The organism is Pseudomonas sp. DF5 (assembly GCF_058148225.1).
Map to the genome: position 1 here is coordinate 97,098 of NZ_JBYVYM010000019.1, position 17,553 is coordinate 114,650.

Genomic DNA, 17,553 nt, shown 5'->3' on the forward strand with positions numbered 1-17,553 from the left:
GAGCCCATGAACTGTGCCCTGAATAGCCACGATGCTAGTTTGCCTGACGTTCTCGGAGGGCAGATTTTGACGATAAAAATGGCTGTGATGTTGAGCTCTTTTTCACTGGCGCTGTCTGGCTGCGGGACCGCTGTCACGGTGCTGCAGGATGACGAAGAGGTCGCCCGTGGCCTCAGAAAGCAAAAGACCTACTGTCAGTCCATTCCTCGCATCTACAGCGGTCTGGCTCACGACTTCTGCCTCTTGCACGCGCCGCCCGATCCCACGGGTATTCTGGTGCCGTTCGTATTGCTGGATTTGACCCTTTCGGGTGTATTCGACACGGTTTTCTTGCCCTATACGATTTACCGGCAGGCTGCCGACGGAAATATCAGGATTTACTGGCGGCCGGGTCGCGGATGAGCAAAGGCGAACGCTTGGGCTCGACGTCATCTTCACGGCACCGATAAGGGCAGGGTCATTCCCGCCACGTTTACGCTATAATCCCGCCCTTTAGCTGTCTCTCGCCCCTTGCGAGGGCACATTAATTTTTGAGGCGCGTTGCGCCTGCATGCAGACTAAAGAGGCTAGACCCCTGTGGCATTGACGATTCTTGGCCTGTCCGGCGCCCTTAGCCATGATCCTTCCGCAGCCTTGTACATCGACGGCAAGCTGGTCGCGGCGGCTGAAGAAGAGCGTTTCGTGCGTGATAAACATGCAAAGAACCGCATGCCTTACGAGTCGGCGAAATTCTGCCTCGAGCAGGCTGGCATCAAGCCATCCGACGTTGACGTGGTGGCGATTCCATTCGCACCGATCAGCCTGTTCGGCAAGGCTCGCTGGCACTACGCCAAGCGCTACTGGTACGCCCCGGACCGCGCCCTCGATGCGATCCTGATGGGTAACCGTCGCTACAAGCGCTATCGCAACAAGATTGTCTGGTGCCTCGAGCAATTGGGTTTCGATCCGAAAAAGATCAAGATCGAGCCGGTCGAGCACCACTTGGCCCACGCCTCCAGCGCCTACCACTGCTCCGGTTTCAAAGAGAAAACCGCGATCCTGGGGATCGACGGCAAGGGCGAGTACGCCACGACTTTCTTCGGTTATGGCGAAAACGGCAAGATCCACAAGATCAAGGAATTCTTCGATCCGGACTCCCTCGGCGGCCTGTACGGCGCGATCACCGAGTTCCTCGGCTTCGAAATGCTCGACGGTGAGTTCAAGGTCATGGGCATGGCGCCGTACGGCGACGCCAGCAAATACGATTTTTCCCGTCTGGCCTCGTTCGAGAACGGCGAGCTGGTGATCAACACCGACTACGCCAACGTCATCGGCCTGCGTCGTTATAAAGAGAAGGGCAAGGGTTTCTACTTCTCGCCGAAGCTGATCGAGTGGCTGGGTCCGAAACGTGAAGGCGACATCGCCGACGAGCCGTACATTCACTACGCCGCCAGCATGCAAGCGCTGTTCGAGAAACTGGCGTTGCAGATGATCGACCATTACCTGGGCGATGTGCTCAAGGAAACCGGCAAGCTGGCCTTCGCCGGTGGTTGTGCGTTGAACGTCAAGCTGAACCAGAAAATCATCGCCCGCGACGACATCAAAGAATTGTTCGTCCAGCCTGCGTCCGGCGATGCCGGTACCGCGGTGGGTGCGGCCGCTTACGTGTCTCATGCTCGTGGTGTACCGGTCGAGAAGATGGAGCACGTCTACCTCGGCCCGTCCTACAGCAATGAAGACGTGATCGCGGCCTGCGCCCGTCACGCCGACAAGCCAAAGTGGCGCAAGCTCGACAACATGCCGGAGCAGATCGCCAAAATCATGGTCGATGGCAACCCGGTGGCCTGGTTCCAGGGCCGCATGGAGTTCGGTCCGCGTGCCTTGGGCGGTCGTTCGATCATTGGCTGCCCGAGCGTGGCCGGCGTGGCGGACCGTATCAACCATCAGATCAAGTTCCGCGAGCGCTGGAGGCCTTTCTGCCCGTCGATGCTCGACACCGTTGCGCCGCAAATGATCAAGATCGATCACCCGGCACCGTTCATGACCTTCACCTTCGAAGTGGCTGAAGAGTGGAAAACCCGCGTGCCGGAAGTCGTCCATGAAGACGGCACGTCCCGGGCCCAGGTGCTCAAGCGCGAATACAACCCGCGCTACTACGACATGATGAAGGCGTTGGAAGTACTGACCGGCAACGGTGTGTCGCTGAACACTTCGCTCAACCGTCGTGGCGAGCCGATGATCTGCTCGCCGACTGACGCCTTGAACATGTTCTTCGGTTCCGACCTGCAGTACCTGATCATGGAAGACATTCTGGTGGTCAAAGAAGGCGCGGACGCTTATGACTCGCTCGGCTGAACGCCATGTGCTGCAGTTCTGTCACGGCTATGACGGGCCGTTTCTGGACTGCGCCCGGCAATACGCCAGCTTGTTCGCGGGGACCGGTTATCGCGTGACCACGGTGTTTCTGACCGGGGCTGCCGATGCTGAAGTCGCCGCTAATTGTGTGTCTGACGAAGTGTTGTTCATGGAGTACAGCTCCAAGGCCATTCGTGGCCTGAAGCTGGGCGCCATCGGCGATCTGCGCAAGATCGCCGCATCGCGCAACTTCAGTTTCTGCATCGCTCACCGTTTCAAACCGATCTACATCGCCCTGCTTGGTACTTCGTTGCCGGTCATTGGCGTGCATCACGCGTTTGGTGATTACCAGCGTCGTACCCGCAAACTGTTCGCGCATATTTTCCGCAAACGTCTGAGCCTGCTCGGCGTCTCCGATGCGGTGCGTGACGACATGCGCCGTTGCTTGCCGAAATGGCCGGTCGAGCGGATTCAGACGCTCTATAACCGTATTGATGTGCAGGCGTTGCAAGCCAGCCAGGTATCGGTTCGCGAAGCTCGGGAAACCCTCGGTCTGTCGATGGATGCCTGGATTGTCGGCAACGTCGGGCGCCTGCATCCGGACAAGGATCAGACTACGTTGTTGCATGGTTTTGCCACCGCATTGCCGGGGTTGCCGGCCAACAGTCAGCTGGTGATTCTGGGCAGCGGTCGGCTGGAGCAGGACCTCAAGGCGCTGGCGCGTGAACTGGGTATCGGCGATCGCGTGCTGTTCCTCGGCCAGGTGCCCGAGGCGCGTCGCTACTTCCGCGCTTTCGATGTGTTTGCCTTGAGTTCCGATCACGAACCGTTCGGCATGGTATTGCTGGAGGCCATGGCCGCCGGTGTGCCGCTGCTCGCCACCGCGAGCGGCGGTGCCCGGGAAGTGGTCGAAGGCGTGGGCATTCTGTTTCCGCTGGGGGATGCCGGACACCTGGCTCAGGGGCTGCAACATCTGGCCGCGATGGATGAGCAGCAACGCCGCCAGTGCGCCGAGCTAATGTTCGACCGCTTGCGTGAGCGCTTCTCCGATCGCGCGGTGCGTGATGCTTTCTGGCATTTACCGAACGTTACCGAACTGGCACCGAGGGGCTGATGCTCAACCGATTTCAAGGCTGGCGCGAACGTGGCTGGGCGCAAGTCGATGCCTCGACTTATGCACAGGCCTGGCAACGTTTTGGCGGCAGCGTCGCAACTCATCCCTTGGTGATCGAGCGTCTGGCACAACTGGCCGATATCCCGGTGCGTTATCTTGCCTGGGAGCAGGGCGGCGAAGTGAAAGCCGCCATCCCGACCTGGGGACGCGATCTGGCATTGTCCAAGGACGTGCTCAAGCGTACGGGTAAAAAGGGTCTGTTCGACCTTGGCAATGCCGAAGTGATCCTGCCGGCCGCCGCCGATGCCCAGGCACCGCTGCGCCATCGCGGGCGTTACCTGTCGGCACTGAGTGAAGGTCGTTTTACCGGTATCAAGCTGCAGACCGAACAACTGGCGCTGGCCCGCACACCTGAAGAGCTGTCGAAGAAGTTTCGCTACAACCAGCGCCGCGAGTTGCGTTTGCTGGAAGAGGCGGGCGGCGTGGTGCGGCCGGTTGCCGAGTTTTCCAGCGGTGAACTGGCGGCGATCTATTGCGACCTGTTCCAGCGTCGCTGGGGCTTTCCGGCCACCGGTGCCGAGCGCATGGGCGAGGTGGTCGAGTTGTTGCGCGAGTTGCTGATCGGCTCGGTGATTTTCCTCAATGACGCACCGATTGCGACTCAACTGGTGTACCGCGTCGAAGCGCCGCAATGGATCAGCGTCGAATACGTCAACGGCGGTGTCGATCCCGAGACTCGCGAATTCAGCCCTGGCAGCGTGCTGAGTTTCCTCAACACCCAAAGCGCCTGGGAACATGCACGCGCGTTGGATAAACCCCTGCGGTTTTCCTTTGGTCGGACCGACCGTGAGTACAAGGACCGCTGGTGCAATTCTGTGCCGGTTTTCACTGTATGAGCCAACCCATGAGCCGCAAGCAACAACTGCTCAAGCGCCATCGACGCAACAAGCGCATCGGCCTGTTGGTTGCATTGATGTTGCTGATCGCGATCGGCGTGCTGGTAGCCTGGTGGCTGCCGCTGGTGCTTGCGGTGCTGGGCTGGATCGCCCACGAGGCGTGGTTTGCGGACCATCTGTTTTACTCCCCCCAAGACGATTACCAATACAGCTTCCCGCCGTATACCCCGCAACCCAAGATTCACCTGGACGGTGAACGGCTACGGCTGGATGAGGGCGTCATGCTGGTCGATGACGCGACGCTGATACTGGCTCTGCGGGTGAAAAGTACTTGGCTGGGGCGCTTTATCGATCCGGTGGTCGAGTTGCTGGGGGGCGATAACCCCGACCGGCAAACCTTCGAACGCGGCGTAAACGGCTTGCGTTACCTCAATCTCAGTGATCAGGCGCACGTGTTGTCGCAAGGTGAGTTACGTCTACGCGGGCGTTTCTGTCGATTGCTCGGCGAGCCTGTGCTCTGGGCGTTCGAGCAACCGGACTACCGTCATCAGCGAGTGATGGTCATTGCGCCCCACGCCGACGACGCCGAACTGGCCGCCTACGGTTTGTACAGTCAGGCCGACGAAGCCTGGATCGTCACCCTGACTGCCGGTGAAATCGAAGCCGAACATTATCAACAGATGGGCCTGAACACGGTCGAGGCGGCTCGCCTCAAAGGCCGTTTGCGGGCCTGGGATAGCATCGCCGTACCGCGCTGGGCCGGGGTGCCTGAAGCCCATTGCATGCAGTTGGGGTATTTTTGCCTGCAACTGGCGGCGATGCAGGCGGCGCCGGCCACGCCGGTGGGTTCGCGCGAAGCGGATTTGAGTGACACCCGGTTGTTTCGTCAGTTGAATCCATTTGCCCTGCCGGGCGATGTCGACGGCGCGCCGACCTGGAACAATTTGCTGGCCGATCTGCGTGAACTGTTGCTGAGGGCGCGTCCGCAAGTGATCGTATTGCCGCACCCGACCCTCGACCCGCACCCGGATCACATCTGTGCCCAGGCGGCGGTTCTCGAAGCGTTGAGCGGGCTGGAGTGGCAGCCGACCACCGTGCTTGGCTATGCCAACCATCTGCATGACAATGATCGTTGGCCGATGGGTGATGCCGGTCATGGCATCGCCCTGCCGCCGACGTTCGATTCGGCAACGGCGATGCAGCCCTGTTGCCTGCCGATGCCTTTGGCGCGTCAGCGTGATAAAGCGATGGCGTTGGGCATGATGCACGACCTGCAACCGCCCATGCCGTTCAAGCGACGTTTGCGGCGGTTGATACAGTGGCTGCTGGCCAGTAGAGTGCCACCCGTCTATGGCGAGAACGAGTTCTTTCGCAAGGCGGTCAGGCGGCATGAGTTGTTCTGGGTTCTGAAGCATGGTGAAACATCTGTGAGGCAGAAATGAAGTATCGCGGCCCCTAGCATGGCGGCGTATCCAAGCAGTAGTGAGTATTTCTGTGATCAATCCATGCCCGCGTATTCTGTTCCTGATTCCGTATTTCGGTCATTGGCCGTTCTGGATGCCGTTTTTCCTCGAGAGTTGCCGACGCAACGCCGATATCGACTGGCTGCTGTTCAGTGATTGCGGCACTCCCGAGAACCTGCCGCCCAACGTGACTGTTGAAGCCATGAGTTTCAGCGAGTACTGCGCGTTAGTGTCTCGGCGGTTGAACATCAACTTTGTGCCGGATGCGCCTTACAAGCTCTGCGACATCAAGCCAGCCCTGGGGCATATCCATGTCGACCGCCTGCAAGGCTATGATTTCTGGGCTTTTGGCGATATTGATCTGGTATTTGGTGACCTGCGAAGTTATTTCACCGCTGATCGGTTGGCCAGTTATGACCTGTTCTCCACCCACGAACGGCGGGTAGCAGGCCATCTCTGTCTGATGCGCAACACCGCCCGCAAGCGTGAGTTGTTCATGCAGATCAAAGACTGGCAAACGCGTTTTACCGATCAGGCGCATCACGCCCTGGACGAAGGCGCATTCAGTCGGATCTTCCTCTGGCGCAAGAATTTCCCCGAGCCACTGTTCTCCCTGGTGGGCAAGCTCAATCCGTGGCGTCGCCGCAGCGAATTCACCGAGGCTTTCAGCACCCCGGGCGGTTGCATCAAGTGGCACGACGGCACGGATGATTTTCCACACCAATGGTATTGGCGCAATGGCTGTTTGAGTAACGATCGTGATGGCGATCGTCGGTTTCCGTACTTCCACTTTGTCTGCTGGAAACGCAACGAGTGGTCACGGTTGTCCCCACCCGATCCGGCCGAGATCAGGCGCCTTGCCGCCGAGCCGGCCTGGGTCATCGATGCGACTGGTTTTCACCGGGGAGAGTTATGAGTCAACGGTCAAAGGTTCTGCAGTTGCAGCCCGACTACAACGTCAAAGCCCATGATTTTGCCGACCTTGCGGAGCAGATCGTCAAGGCGCTGCCGAGCGATCGCTATGAAGTGACCGCGGCGTTCCTGCGTGGCAAGCCCGGGCCTGGCGAGGCGGTGAGTCGCGCCGACCGTTCGGTGTATTTCGAGTTTTCCGACAAGTCGCTCAAGGGCATGCGCCTGCGCGCCATGTGGCAGCTATACAAGTTCTGCCGCGCAGAAAAATTCGATGTGGTGATTTGCAACCGCTTCAAACCGGTGAACATGATGCTGGCGCTCAACCGCTGGTTGAAGGTACCGCTATGCATCGGTATCTCCCACGGTTTTGGCGAGTACGATCGATTTTACCGGCGCCGGCAGACTCAACGCCTGATCGATCGCCACTGGCGCTTTGTCGGCGTGTCGCCAGCGGTCAAACAGTACCTGCTCGATTGTGACTGCGGCTTTAATGACCAGAATACCTACGCGATCACCAATGCCATCGACATCGAACAGGCTGAAGGTTTGCAGCACAGCCGCGAGCGTGCCCGCGAGTTGTTGGGCATCGATCCGTCGGTGCGCTTGATCGGCGCATTGGGCCGACTGGTGCCGGTCAAGGGCCACACCTATCTGCTGCAGGCCTTTGCCGCCCTCAAGGACAAATACCCGAACACCCAACTGGCAATCATCGGCGCGGGGCGTGAAGAATCGCGCCTGGCCGCCGAGATCGAACGCCTGGGGCTGACCGGCCGTGCGCATTTGCTGGGGTTCAAGGAAAACGCCTTGCAGTATGTTCGTGCGTTCGACATCTGGACCATGCCATCCCTGGCCGAAGGGCTGGGACTGGCATTGCTCGAGGGCATGAGCGGGCACCTGCCGGTGATCGCCTCGAATGTGCCGGCCATGTTGCCGCTGATTCAGGGTGCGGGCGGTCTGGCAATTACCCCGGCGGACGTGCCGACGCTGGTCGCAGCACTGGACAATTACCTGGGGCTATCGGACGACGAGCTCAAGGCCAAGGGCGAACAAGCCTACTGCTATCTCCAGGAGCAACATGACATCGAGGTGTTCCGTCAGGAGTACCTGGACCTGATCGATTCAGGCTTGAGTCAAGCCCGCAAGGAACAACCATGAGCGACGTGCAACCTCTCGTCACGGTCATCATCGCGTCGTACAACCACGGTCGTTATATCGAGGAAAGCATTCTCAGCGTCCTCAATCAGACCTACAAAAATATCGAGTTGCTGGTCATCGATGATGGCTCCAGCGATGACAGCGTCGAGCGGATCAATGCCTTGCAGGCGCTGCACGGCTTCGATTTTCGGGTCCAGCAGAACCAGGGGCTGACCAATACCCTAAACGGCGCCATTGCGCGCTCAAAGGGCAGTTTGATCGTGCCGTTCGGGTCCGATGACATCATGCTGCCGGAGCGCATCGCCACTCAGGTGGCGTATATGGACGGCAAGCCCGAGGTCGGGATCTGCGCCGGCAACATCGAACTGATCGATGCCGACGGCAATCTCTATCCGGAGAAACGTCAGCGCCGCGATGTGCCGTTCCGTCGTCTGGATTTCGATGACATGTTTCTGGAGCGCAAGCCCTATCCGCCGGCACCCACCCTGATGATCCGCCGCGAAGCGCTGGACAAGGTGGGCGGCTTCGATCCGAATATTCGCCTGGAGGACTTGCTGATCGAGTTGAAGGTGACCCGCGCCGGTTACTTCATCGATGGCCTGAATGTGCTGATGGCGCGTTATCGCAAGCACGCCACCAACTCCTACAAGAATAACCGCTTCATGATCGACAACATCCTGCGCTCCTACGCGCTGTTCAGCGATCATCCGCTGTACGATGAGGTGCGCTACAAATTCCTCAGCTCGATGTTCCTGAAAACCTCAAATCGTGACCGCAAACTGGCGCGTGAACTGCTGGCGCAGATACCGTTCAAGGCCTGGAACAAGAAGACCTGGCGCGGTCTGGGGCGGTTGTATTTCTCGCCGCTGGAAAAAGACTGAGCCCGCCCCGGCGCGTTCCTTGTAGCAGCAGGCATTACCAGCTGCTACAAGGGCTTTAGCGGTCATGATGGCCGCCAGCGCATGAGCTGATCGACTTCAACCATTAATGAGCCCGGACGGGATGACTCCCCGCCAGCACTTGCCTGTGCAGATTAGCCACGGCAGATTTCGACGCCACCACGGCGTACCCCTGGAGAAGCGCATCAAAGTGGTCTTCGAACAGCCAGCGTCGATCCACGGTGTAGCGCTGCATATGGCGCAGATTGCGCTGACGCAGGGACAGGCTCAGCGATGACGGATAGATGCGCATATCCGCCAGATCGATCAGGCCGAACTCACCGTCATCCAATACCAGCACGTTGCCCAGGTGCAGGGAACGGAAATAGACACCTTGTTCATGCAACTGCGCCATGAACTTGCCGAAACGCTCAACCAGCGCCTGACGCACCGCGGGTGCGGTAATGCCTTGAAGAACCTGGCGCAGCGTACTGCCCGGTAGTGGCGAATAATGCACGGCGCTGCTGCCGTCCTCGAGTCGGTACAGGTCCAGAGTTTGCGGGGTCGGGATACCCATGTTGCGCAATTGCTGACTGTTGGCGGCAAACCGTTCGGAATAGGGGTTGAAGCTGCCCGAGGTGTACCAGCGACGACCACGGAACAGCTTGAGGAAGCTGCCATCGATCAGGCGCAAGACTTTGGGCCCCAGCCCGTCTTCCTCAATCACTTGGGCATTGGCGGTCAGCTGTTGCCGGGCCATTGGCGTCAACGTTTTAATCGGCATCGCCAACAGTCGTCTGGCGCGATGGTTGATGCTCAGCGCGGTGATCAACGCGAGTGGAATCCATAGCAGGAACCAGTGTTCCTTGGGCCGAGAGATGATCCCGCCACCTTCTGTCAGGCCTGCCCCGATGCCAAATACCAGCCAGGTCGAGGCGATGATGAACAGCGGTTGCAGGCGATTGCGCCAACTGCTCAGCAAACCCCAGGCCTGGAAAAACAACCATGGCAGCAGGCCGAAGATGCCGATGTAGTAGAGCACGCCCAAGGCAAAGCTATGAGGCTCCTGCAACGTGTAACCAACACCGGGGTCAAGGGCCAGGGTGGCATTGTAGCCATGACCGATCCACGGGTGATCGGCTATTTTTTGCAGGGCCAGCTGCCAGATTTCAAAGCGATAGGAATCACCGCGCTCGACGATGGTCTGCGAAAATAGTACGGAAACCGCTGTGCCGCCGATCAACAGCGCACCCAGCAGTACGAAAGAGCGGCGGCTCCAGATGATGAAACTCAGCCAGAGCGCTGCCAGTGTCAAAGCAACAAGCGGGGTTCTGGAGCCGGTGGCGATCACCGCGGCGAACATGACCACCATCGCCGGGATGCTCAGCCAGAGCATCTGGCGACGCTTGCAGGTCATACTCAGGCTTAGCCAATAGGTACAAAAAAAACCGAATATATGGGAACTGAGCAGAGGGTTGTCGAATGCCCCGCCCCCGATCAGGCGCATGCCCGGCTCGTAAATGCGGGAAAACATGAACAGGTTATAGACCGAAGCAATCAGCCCGACCATCGCTGCACTGAACAATAAGGGCTGGATGATCTCGCTTCGGTAGCGCACCAACAGGTAGCAGCCGACGAACAGCAACAATGTATGCAAGGCGGGTTTGAGCTGACCAACGACGCTTCGCTCCATCGGCGGTCCCCAGCTCAAACTGAGCAGGGCCCAGGCGGCGAACAGCAGCGCCGCGACGAAGATCGGTTCGTGCAGCAATTCTTTGAGTTCTCGGGGACGCAGGCATAGGGCAATGAACGAAGGGATGCTGAAAAGCCCATAAAAAAGCTTGTGATGCAGACTGCGGCCCGGCAGAAAGAACAGCGCGCACAGAAGCAGGAAGTAGCCGAGTGGAAGAATCCAGAGGCAAATGAAATCGAAGACTCGATTGGACGCGCTGTTGAAACCACTGAGTTGCATGCTGAAAAATTCAATCCTGAAAATAATCGGTCATTCGAGGTGATGGCTATTTGATGCTGAATGTGACGCTTAACAATAACAGCCTTTATGCGATTGCCAGAACCCTGAAGAAGCTGTGCTAAAGTCAGCGTCCTTTTTATCGACATTCGCGTGATATGACCGACTCAAGTCCCGCCGCAAGCCCATCGAGCTTGAAAATCTACTTCCGACTGCTCGGCTATGTCCGGCCGTACATCAGTCTGTTTCTGATCAGCATTGTCGGTTTTCTGATTTTCGCTTCGACTCAGCCAATGCTCGGCTACATCCTCAAGTATTTCGTCGATGGCCTCTCCAATCCTGAAGCGGTGCTGTTCCCAACCGTGCCATATCTACGTGACCTGCAGCTGCTGCAGGCAGTGCCTCTGCTGATCATCCTGATTGCGGCGTGGCAGGGGTTGGGATCTTATCTGGGCAACTACTTCCTGGCCAAGGTTTCCCTCGGGCTGGTCCACGACTTGCGTGTGCAGCTGTTCAACAACCTGCTGGTCTTGCCCAACCGTTACTTCGACAAGCATAACTCGGGTCATCTGATTTCGCGCATCACCTTCAACGTGACCATGGTCACGGGGGCGGCCACAGATGCGATCAAGGTCGTAATCCGTGAAGGCATGACGGTGGTGTTCCTGTTCGCATCGCTGTTATTCATGAACTGGCGCCTGACGCTGGTCATGGTTGCGATCCTGCCGTTGATCGCGTTGATGGTGCGCACCGCCAGCAAGAAATTCCGCAAACAGAGCAAGAAAATTCAGGCCGCCATGGGCGACGTGACTCACGTGGCTTCGGAAACCATTCAGGGCTATCGCGTGGTGCGCAGTTTCGGCGGCGAAGCTTATGAAGAGAAACGCTTCCTTGACGCCAGCCAGGGCAACACCGACAAGCAACTGCGCATGACTCGCACTGGCGCCATCTATACGCCGCTGCTGCAACTGGTGATCTACACCGCCATGGCGGTGCTGATGTTCCTGGTGCTGTTCCTGCGCGGCGATGCGTCTGCGGGTGACATGGTGGCCTACATCACCCTGGCGGGCCTTCTGCCCAAGCCGATCCGCCAATTGTCCGAAGTCAGCTCGACCATTCAGAAGGGTGTGGCCGGCGCCGAGAGCATCTTCGAGCAACTGGACGTCGAACCCGAAGTCGACACCGGTACCATCGAGCGCGATGTTGTCAGTGGTCGGCTGGACGTGCGTCACTTGAGCTTCACCTACCCGGGCACCGAGCGTCAGGTGCTCAATGACATCAGTTTCTCGGTAGAGCCGGGGCAAATGGTGGCGTTGGTGGGGCGTTCGGGCAGTGGCAAGTCGACCCTGGCCAACCTGATTCCGCGTTTCTATCACCACGACAAGGGCGAGATCCTGATCGATGGCGTCGAAGTGGAACAATACAAGCTGCTGAACCTGCGCAAGCACATCGCCCAGGTGACCCAGCATGTGACGCTGTTCAGCGACACTGTGGCCAACAACATTGCGTATGGCGATTTGGCTGGGGCACCTCACGAAGACATTGAAAAAGCGGCAAGAGACGCTTACGCGATGGACTTCATTGCGCAGTTGCCCGAAGGTCTGGACACCCAGGTCGGCGAAAATGGCGTGTTGCTGTCCGGCGGTCAACGCCAGCGCCTGGCAATTGCCCGGGCCCTGCTGAAGAACGCACCGTTGCTGATCCTCGACGAAGCCACTTCGGCCCTCGATACCGAATCCGAGCGGCATATTCAGGCCGCGCTGGATCAGGTCATGAAAGGCCGGACCACCCTGGTGATTGCTCACCGGTTGTCGACCATCGAGAAGGCTGACCTGATCCTGGTCATGGATCAGGGACGAATTGTCGAGCGCGGCACCCATGCCGAGCTTCTGGCACAGAACGGCTACTACGCCCGCCTGAACGCCATGGGCCTCGACGCCCCGGCCGAAGATATCGCCTGATTTCGATGCGAAGGTGGGCCTGGCTCACCTTCGCATTCACCGGCGTGCAACGCGTCCGGTGGATTGTATCCAGACTTCTACGCTTGTTGACCAAACCGGAATAAATCTCGGCAACGCGCTTGTTAAGGTTCCTGAACGAACTTTGACTTCAATCGAGGGGGCAACCCTTTTGCGCGGGTACTGCCATGCTGCAACGATATCTCTGGAAGCTCTTGCCCAAGCCGCAGCGGGCTTTTCTGCTGGGGCGCCTGTCGGTGGTGGACCGTCAGGTGGTCAACAAGTCCATGTCGGCCAATCTGGGGTTTCCCCAAGCCTTCAAACAGCATTCCTGTCTATTCATTCATGTCCCCAAATGTGCCGGGAGCAGTGTGTGTGCAGCGCTGTTCGATGGCTGGAGTCCTGGGCACTTGCCATTGTATTGGTACGAGCAGCAATTTCCCGAGCAGTTTGCCGCCAGTTTCAAGTTCGCCTTCGTTCGTGATCCGCTGGAAAGGGCTTACTCGGCTTATGCCTTTTTGCGCGGCAATGAGTTGGGTCGGCGCGACCAGGCGGCGCAGCAGCTGGTCAGCCAGTACCGCGACTTCGATGATTTCGTCGCTCGCTGGCTGCATTCGGAGACGATCAGCCGACAAATGCATTTTGCCGCGCAAACGGATTTTCTGACCGATTCTCTGGGGCGTCTGGCCCCGGATTTCATCGGCTACCAGGAGCATCTGGAGCGTGATTTTCGCCTGGTCTGCGAACAGGTAGGCCACTCGGCAGTGTTGCCCCATATCAATGGCTCGCAACAGCGGCGTCCGATGTTTGCCCGCGATTTCTGCTCGGTGCGTACCCGTCGGCTGGTGCGACGGGTGTACCAGCGCGATTACGAAATGCTCGGTTATGAATGAGACCCTGTCGATACCTGTTCCAGAGATCAGGCCTTACGATTTATCGCTGTCGAACCACGACCGCGCGGTTATCAAATCCCAGCGCCCGCGCTGCCTGTGGCTGACGGGCCTGTCAGGCGCGGGCAAGTCGACCCTGGCCAATGCGCTGGAGCTGCGATTGAATCGGCATGGGCTGCACACGTTTCTGCTTGATGGTGACAACTTGCGCAATGGCCTGTGCCGTGATCTTGGGATGAGTGCCAAGTGTCGCCGGGAAAACATTCGACGCATGGCCGAGGTGGCGCGGCTGATGGTTGACGCGGGTTTGATTGTGATTGTCGCGGCGATCTCGCCGTTTCGCGCCGAGCGAGACGCTGCCCGTCGGTTGTTTGCCAAGGGTGATTTCATTGAGGTGTATGTGAGCACGCCGTTCGCGTTGTGCGCGCAACGCGATCCCAAAGGTTTGTATCAAGCGGCCCGGCAAGGGCTGATCAAGGACTTCACGGGTATCGACAGCCCTTATGAGGCGCCGCTGACGGCGGAGTGCGAGATCGATACCCAGGTGCTGCAACTTGAGGACGCTTGCCGTCGTTTATCACAGTTTCTGCTCAATAAATGATCAGAAACCCCTGCTGATTCATCAGGTTGCAGCCGTCCCGCAAGCCAGCGCCAACCCTGTGTTAATATCGCGCCCCTGTTCATTTTGTATGTGGGTTGCTCCATGAAGTTGTCCATGCCGCGATTCAATCAAGCCCCTGTCTTGGTGGTCGGCGATGTCATGCTCGACCGTTACTGGCATGGTGGTACCTCACGGATCTCCCCCGAGGCGCCGGTACCGGTCGTCAAGGTCGATCACATCGAGGACCGCCCGGGCGGTGCCGCCAACGTTGCCTTGAACATTGCCGCGCTCGGTGCGCCGGCCTCGCTGGTCGGTGTGACCGGTGACGACGAAGCCGCCGACAGCCTGGTCAATAGCCTCAAGGGCGCCGGTGTGCGGGCGTTGTTCCAGCGCATTGCGCACCAGCCGACCATCGTCAAGCTGCGGGTCATGAGTCGTCACCAGCAATTGCTGCGTATCGACTTCGAAGAGTCCTTCGCAACCGACGCCCTGGCGCTGGGCGAGCAAGTCGACGAATTGCTCGAAGGCATCAAGGTGCTGGTGCTGTCCGACTACGGCAAAGGTGCGCTGAAAAACCATCAGGTGCTGATCCAGGCCGCCCGTGCCCGGGGCATTCCGGTACTGGCCGATCCCAAGGGCAAGGATTTCTCGATCTACCGTGGCGCGAGCCTGATCACCCCGAACCTCAGCGAGTTCGAAACCATTGTCGGCGGTTGTGCCGATGAGCACGATCTGGTGAGCAAGGGCGCGCAACTGATGCACGACCTCGACCTCGGTGCGTTGCTGGTAACCCGTGGCGAGCACGGCATGACCTTGCTGCGCCCGGATCATCCACCTCTGCACTTGCCGGCCCGTGCCCGTGAAGTGTTCGACGTGACCGGTGCCGGTGATACGGTGATTTCTACCCTGGCGGCGGCGATCGCCGCTGGCGAAGAGCTGCCTCATGCGGTGGCCCTGGCCAACCTGGCGGCGGGCATCGTGGTCGGCAAGCTCGGTACTGCTGCCATCAGCGCACCGGAACTGCGTCGCGCGATTCAGCGTGAAGAGGGCTCCGAGCGCGGTGTGCTGGGTCTGGAGCAGTTGCTGCTGGCCGTTGACGACGCGCGTGCACATAAAGAGAAGATCGTGTTTACCAATGGCTGCTTCGACATCCTGCATGCCGGCCATGTGACGTACCTTGAACAGGCACGGGCCCAGGGCGATCGGCTGATCGTGGCGGTCAATGACGATGCGTCGGTGAGCCGCTTGAAAGGGCCGGGTCGGCCGATCAACAGCGTCGACCGTCGCATGGCGGTACTGGCGGGTTTAGGCGCCGTGGATTGGGTGATCAGTTTCTCTGAAGGCACCCCGGAAAACTTGCTGCGTGCGGTCAAACCGGATGTACTGGTCAAGGGCGGTGATTACGGGGTCGACCAAGTGGTTGGCGCGGACATCGTCAACGCTTACGGCGGGACGGTGAAAGTACTGGGGTTGGTGGAAAACAGCTCGACCACTGCAATCGTCGAGAAGATACGCAGCCGTTGAGGTGGGCGTCTCTCGTTTTGTAATGTACGTGAACGGTCTTACCTTGGAGGTATAACCGTTCCCGTTGACGTTGGCCGGTACAAATCCGCGCTTACCTGCTGTTGTCTTGTGGTAGTTATTTTATGAAAGTCATGCTCCTGGTGATGGACGAGCAGCGTGTCATATTGGACCGTCTGTATGAAATCGTGCAGCAGAACTGCGCCGATTGCGTTGTCTATCGCCTGAGCAAACTGCAACAGATGAAGCTCGGCCCGTTTCTCGCTTCGGTCAATTATCAGAACTTTGACCGGGTCGTGATTTTCTCCAGAGTCAAACGCCTCGCGCCGCAGGTCAGTGTTCTAAAATGTATTCCCGGGTTGATTTTTCTCGAACATGACGCCTATCAGAACTACATGCCCGACAGTAAGTACCGGAGGGTTTATTCGCGTCTGTATCGCCGTCTCCCAAGCTCTCGCGTGCTGGTGTCTGGTGCTGTTGTTGCGCGTAGGATGCAAGCTGAAAATATTGATGCAGTGTTCGTTTCAAAAGGATATGACGAACAGATGCTGCATAACATGGACGGTGTTCGAGACATTCCGATCGGGTTTCTGGGCAGTTTGAAAAGTACCGAATATGCGCAGCGCAAGGCCGTCCTTGAATCGCTGGCTCGGCGTACCGGCATGTTGGTAACCCGGACCCAGTCTGGCGCCGAATATCTTGAAACACTCAATCGCATCAAGATCTTTGTCAGTGCCGATATCGGCATGGGCGAATTCATGATCAAAAACTTTGAAGCCATGGCCTGTGGCTGTGTACTGCTGGCCTGGAGTCAAGGTGAAGAAGATGAGTTGTTGGGCTTTCAGGATATGCACAACACCGTGTTCTATCGCTCCGAAGAGGAGGCAGTGGAAAAACTCAAGCTGTTGGAGAGTGACCCTGCGTTAGCGTCTCGTATCGCCAGTAACGGGCAGGCGTTCGCTGAGAGCCAGTATTCCTTTGCACGCGTAGGACGTACCCTCGCTGTTGAAATCCAGCGTGAAATGCGTCCTTGGCGACCGCCATCGGCATTCACTCGTCTGTGGGTCAAGTTACGTCATGGGATGAAGGTTCCGGAGTAGCTCATGGAATGTCAGAAGCCTCAAACCTGTGAACAATTGGCGCTGGATGCAATGCCTGGTGGGCACCAGTCCGTTATGGATGGACTGCCGCAGGAGCTGAAAGACTGTCTGCGCTCGGCCGCTCGCGTTGTGCTTATAGCTAATAATCCGGCTATTACGTCGGCCGATTTCCAGGCACTGAATATTGGCATTGATGACGTCGTGGTCAGCTTCAACACCTGTGTTAAATCAGCATTGCTTCGCCCGCAGAGCGTCAATGTATTCGTTCATGGCTACAACGCGCCGGACGCTTACTTTTTCGGCCTTCCTTATGGATCTGAAGTGCGGCGACTTTTCGAACACGCTGGCGAGCGTTGTTTCACAATGCTGGTGGGATGTACGGAGCCAATGTGCGCTTTGCCGCGAGTGGCGCTTTTTTGGGAGCGCATTCCGTTACCGGCACTGTGGAACTATCCGGTCGACCGACCAGGAGGCAAGCGGTATGTTGGACCTTCCACCGGCTTTAATGCACTGGTGTTGTTCGATTGGCTGCGCAGTCACACTGGTTATACCTACCAACTGATGACATTGGGTTTTTCCAACGAGGCAGGAAAGCTCTGGGGCGGGCATGCCTGGGACTATGAGCGAGACTGGTTGCAGAAGTCGGACGTCATCGTCGTGCCTCTGCAGCGTCGTAGTTGGTGGCAAACATTGCTTCGTCGCAAATGAATGATTGTTGGTAACCGGTCACCAGCAGGGCGCCGAAAAGCGGGCTCGTTTTCT

15 protein-coding genes are annotated in these 17,553 nt (G+C 58.3%); 14 read left to right on the forward strand and 1 reads right to left on the reverse strand.

What is annotated here, in order from left to right; all coding sequences use genetic code 11:
* Positions 1 to 66: 66 nt before the first annotated feature.
* The 8 genes from AC30D7_RS18400 (at position 67) to AC30D7_RS18435 (ending at position 8,755) form a co-directional block, all read left to right on the forward strand.
* Complete coding sequence (locus tag AC30D7_RS18400) at positions 67 to 402, forward strand: YceK/YidQ family lipoprotein (RefSeq protein WP_490135036.1); 336 nt, start codon at positions 67 to 69, stop codon at positions 400 to 402.
* A gap of 174 nt (positions 403 to 576) precedes the next feature.
* The gene (locus AC30D7_RS18405) at positions 577 to 2,334 is read left to right on the forward strand and encodes a carbamoyltransferase family protein (protein ID WP_018928552.1); all 1,758 of its coding nucleotides are present in this window, start codon (positions 577 to 579) and stop codon (positions 2,332 to 2,334) included.
* A complete protein-coding gene (locus tag AC30D7_RS18410; RefSeq protein ID WP_490135010.1) occupies positions 2,318 to 3,448 on the forward strand; it encodes a glycosyltransferase in 1,131 nt (376 codons plus the stop codon). The genes AC30D7_RS18405 and AC30D7_RS18410 overlap by 17 nt, the downstream gene beginning before the upstream one ends.
* Positions 3,448 to 4,344 carry an antimicrobial resistance protein Mig-14 gene (locus AC30D7_RS18415; protein ID WP_490135011.1) on the forward strand — a complete coding sequence of 299 codons (897 nt, stop codon included), beginning with the start codon at positions 3,448 to 3,450 and terminating at the stop codon, positions 4,342 to 4,344. Before AC30D7_RS18410 ends, AC30D7_RS18415 begins: the two co-directional genes overlap by 1 nt.
* An 8-nt stretch (positions 4,345 to 4,352) precedes the next feature.
* Positions 4,353 to 5,786 (forward strand): PIG-L deacetylase family protein, encoded by a 1,434-nt coding sequence (locus tag AC30D7_RS18420; protein ID WP_490135012.1) that lies wholly within the window; start codon positions 4,353 to 4,355, stop codon positions 5,784 to 5,786.
* Positions 5,787 to 5,838: 52 nt separating this feature from the next.
* Positions 5,839 to 6,723 carry a DUF6625 family protein gene (locus AC30D7_RS18425; protein ID WP_490135013.1) on the forward strand — a complete coding sequence of 295 codons (885 nt, stop codon included), beginning with the start codon at positions 5,839 to 5,841 and terminating at the stop codon, positions 6,721 to 6,723.
* A complete protein-coding gene (locus AC30D7_RS18430; protein ID WP_490135014.1) occupies positions 6,720 to 7,874 on the forward strand; it encodes a glycosyltransferase family 4 protein in 1,155 nt (384 codons plus the stop codon). Before AC30D7_RS18425 ends, AC30D7_RS18430 begins: the two co-directional genes overlap by 4 nt.
* Positions 7,871 to 8,755, forward strand: a complete 885-nt coding sequence (locus tag AC30D7_RS18435; protein WP_490135015.1) for a glycosyltransferase — start codon at positions 7,871 to 7,873, stop codon at positions 8,753 to 8,755. The genes AC30D7_RS18430 and AC30D7_RS18435 overlap by 4 nt, the downstream gene beginning before the upstream one ends.
* A 103-nt stretch (positions 8,756 to 8,858) precedes the next feature.
* Here the strand turns inward: AC30D7_RS18435 and AC30D7_RS18440 are convergent, their stop codons facing one another.
* Positions 8,859 to 10,724, reverse strand: coding sequence for an O-antigen ligase family protein (locus AC30D7_RS18440; protein WP_490135016.1), 1,866 nt, complete (start codon positions 10,722 to 10,724; stop codon positions 8,859 to 8,861).
* A 155-nt stretch (positions 10,725 to 10,879) separates the two neighbouring features.
* Here AC30D7_RS18440 and msbA point away from each other — a divergent pair, with 155 nt between their 5' ends.
* The 6 genes from msbA (at position 10,880) to AC30D7_RS18470 (ending at position 17,499) form a co-directional block, all read left to right on the forward strand.
* Positions 10,880 to 12,682: a lipid A export permease/ATP-binding protein MsbA gene (gene msbA / locus AC30D7_RS18445; protein ID WP_490135017.1), complete on the forward strand. Its 1,803-nt coding sequence runs from the start codon at positions 10,880 to 10,882 to the stop codon at positions 12,680 to 12,682.
* A 185-nt stretch (positions 12,683 to 12,867) separates the two neighbouring features.
* Entirely contained in the window at positions 12,868 to 13,572 is a 705-nt protein-coding gene (locus tag AC30D7_RS18450) for a sulfotransferase family 2 domain-containing protein (protein WP_490135018.1), read from the forward strand.
* Entirely contained in the window at positions 13,565 to 14,170 is a 606-nt protein-coding gene (gene cysC / locus AC30D7_RS18455; protein ID WP_490135019.1) for an adenylyl-sulfate kinase, read from the forward strand. The genes AC30D7_RS18450 and cysC overlap by 8 nt, the downstream gene beginning before the upstream one ends.
* Before the next feature lie 102 nt (positions 14,171 to 14,272).
* Complete coding sequence (hldE, locus tag AC30D7_RS18460; RefSeq protein ID WP_490135020.1) at positions 14,273 to 15,694, forward strand: bifunctional D-glycero-beta-D-manno-heptose-7-phosphate kinase/D-glycero-beta-D-manno-heptose 1-phosphate adenylyltransferase HldE; 1,422 nt, start codon at positions 14,273 to 14,275, stop codon at positions 15,692 to 15,694.
* Positions 15,695 to 15,816: 122 nt separating this feature from the next.
* A complete protein-coding gene (locus tag AC30D7_RS18465) occupies positions 15,817 to 16,791 on the forward strand; it encodes a glycosyltransferase family protein (protein ID WP_258613007.1) in 975 nt (324 codons plus the stop codon).
* Positions 16,792 to 16,794: 3 nt separating this feature from the next.
* The gene (locus tag AC30D7_RS18470; RefSeq protein WP_490135021.1) at positions 16,795 to 17,499 is read left to right on the forward strand and encodes a hypothetical protein; all 705 of its coding nucleotides are present in this window, start codon (positions 16,795 to 16,797) and stop codon (positions 17,497 to 17,499) included.
* Positions 17,500 to 17,553 lie beyond the last annotated feature (54 nt).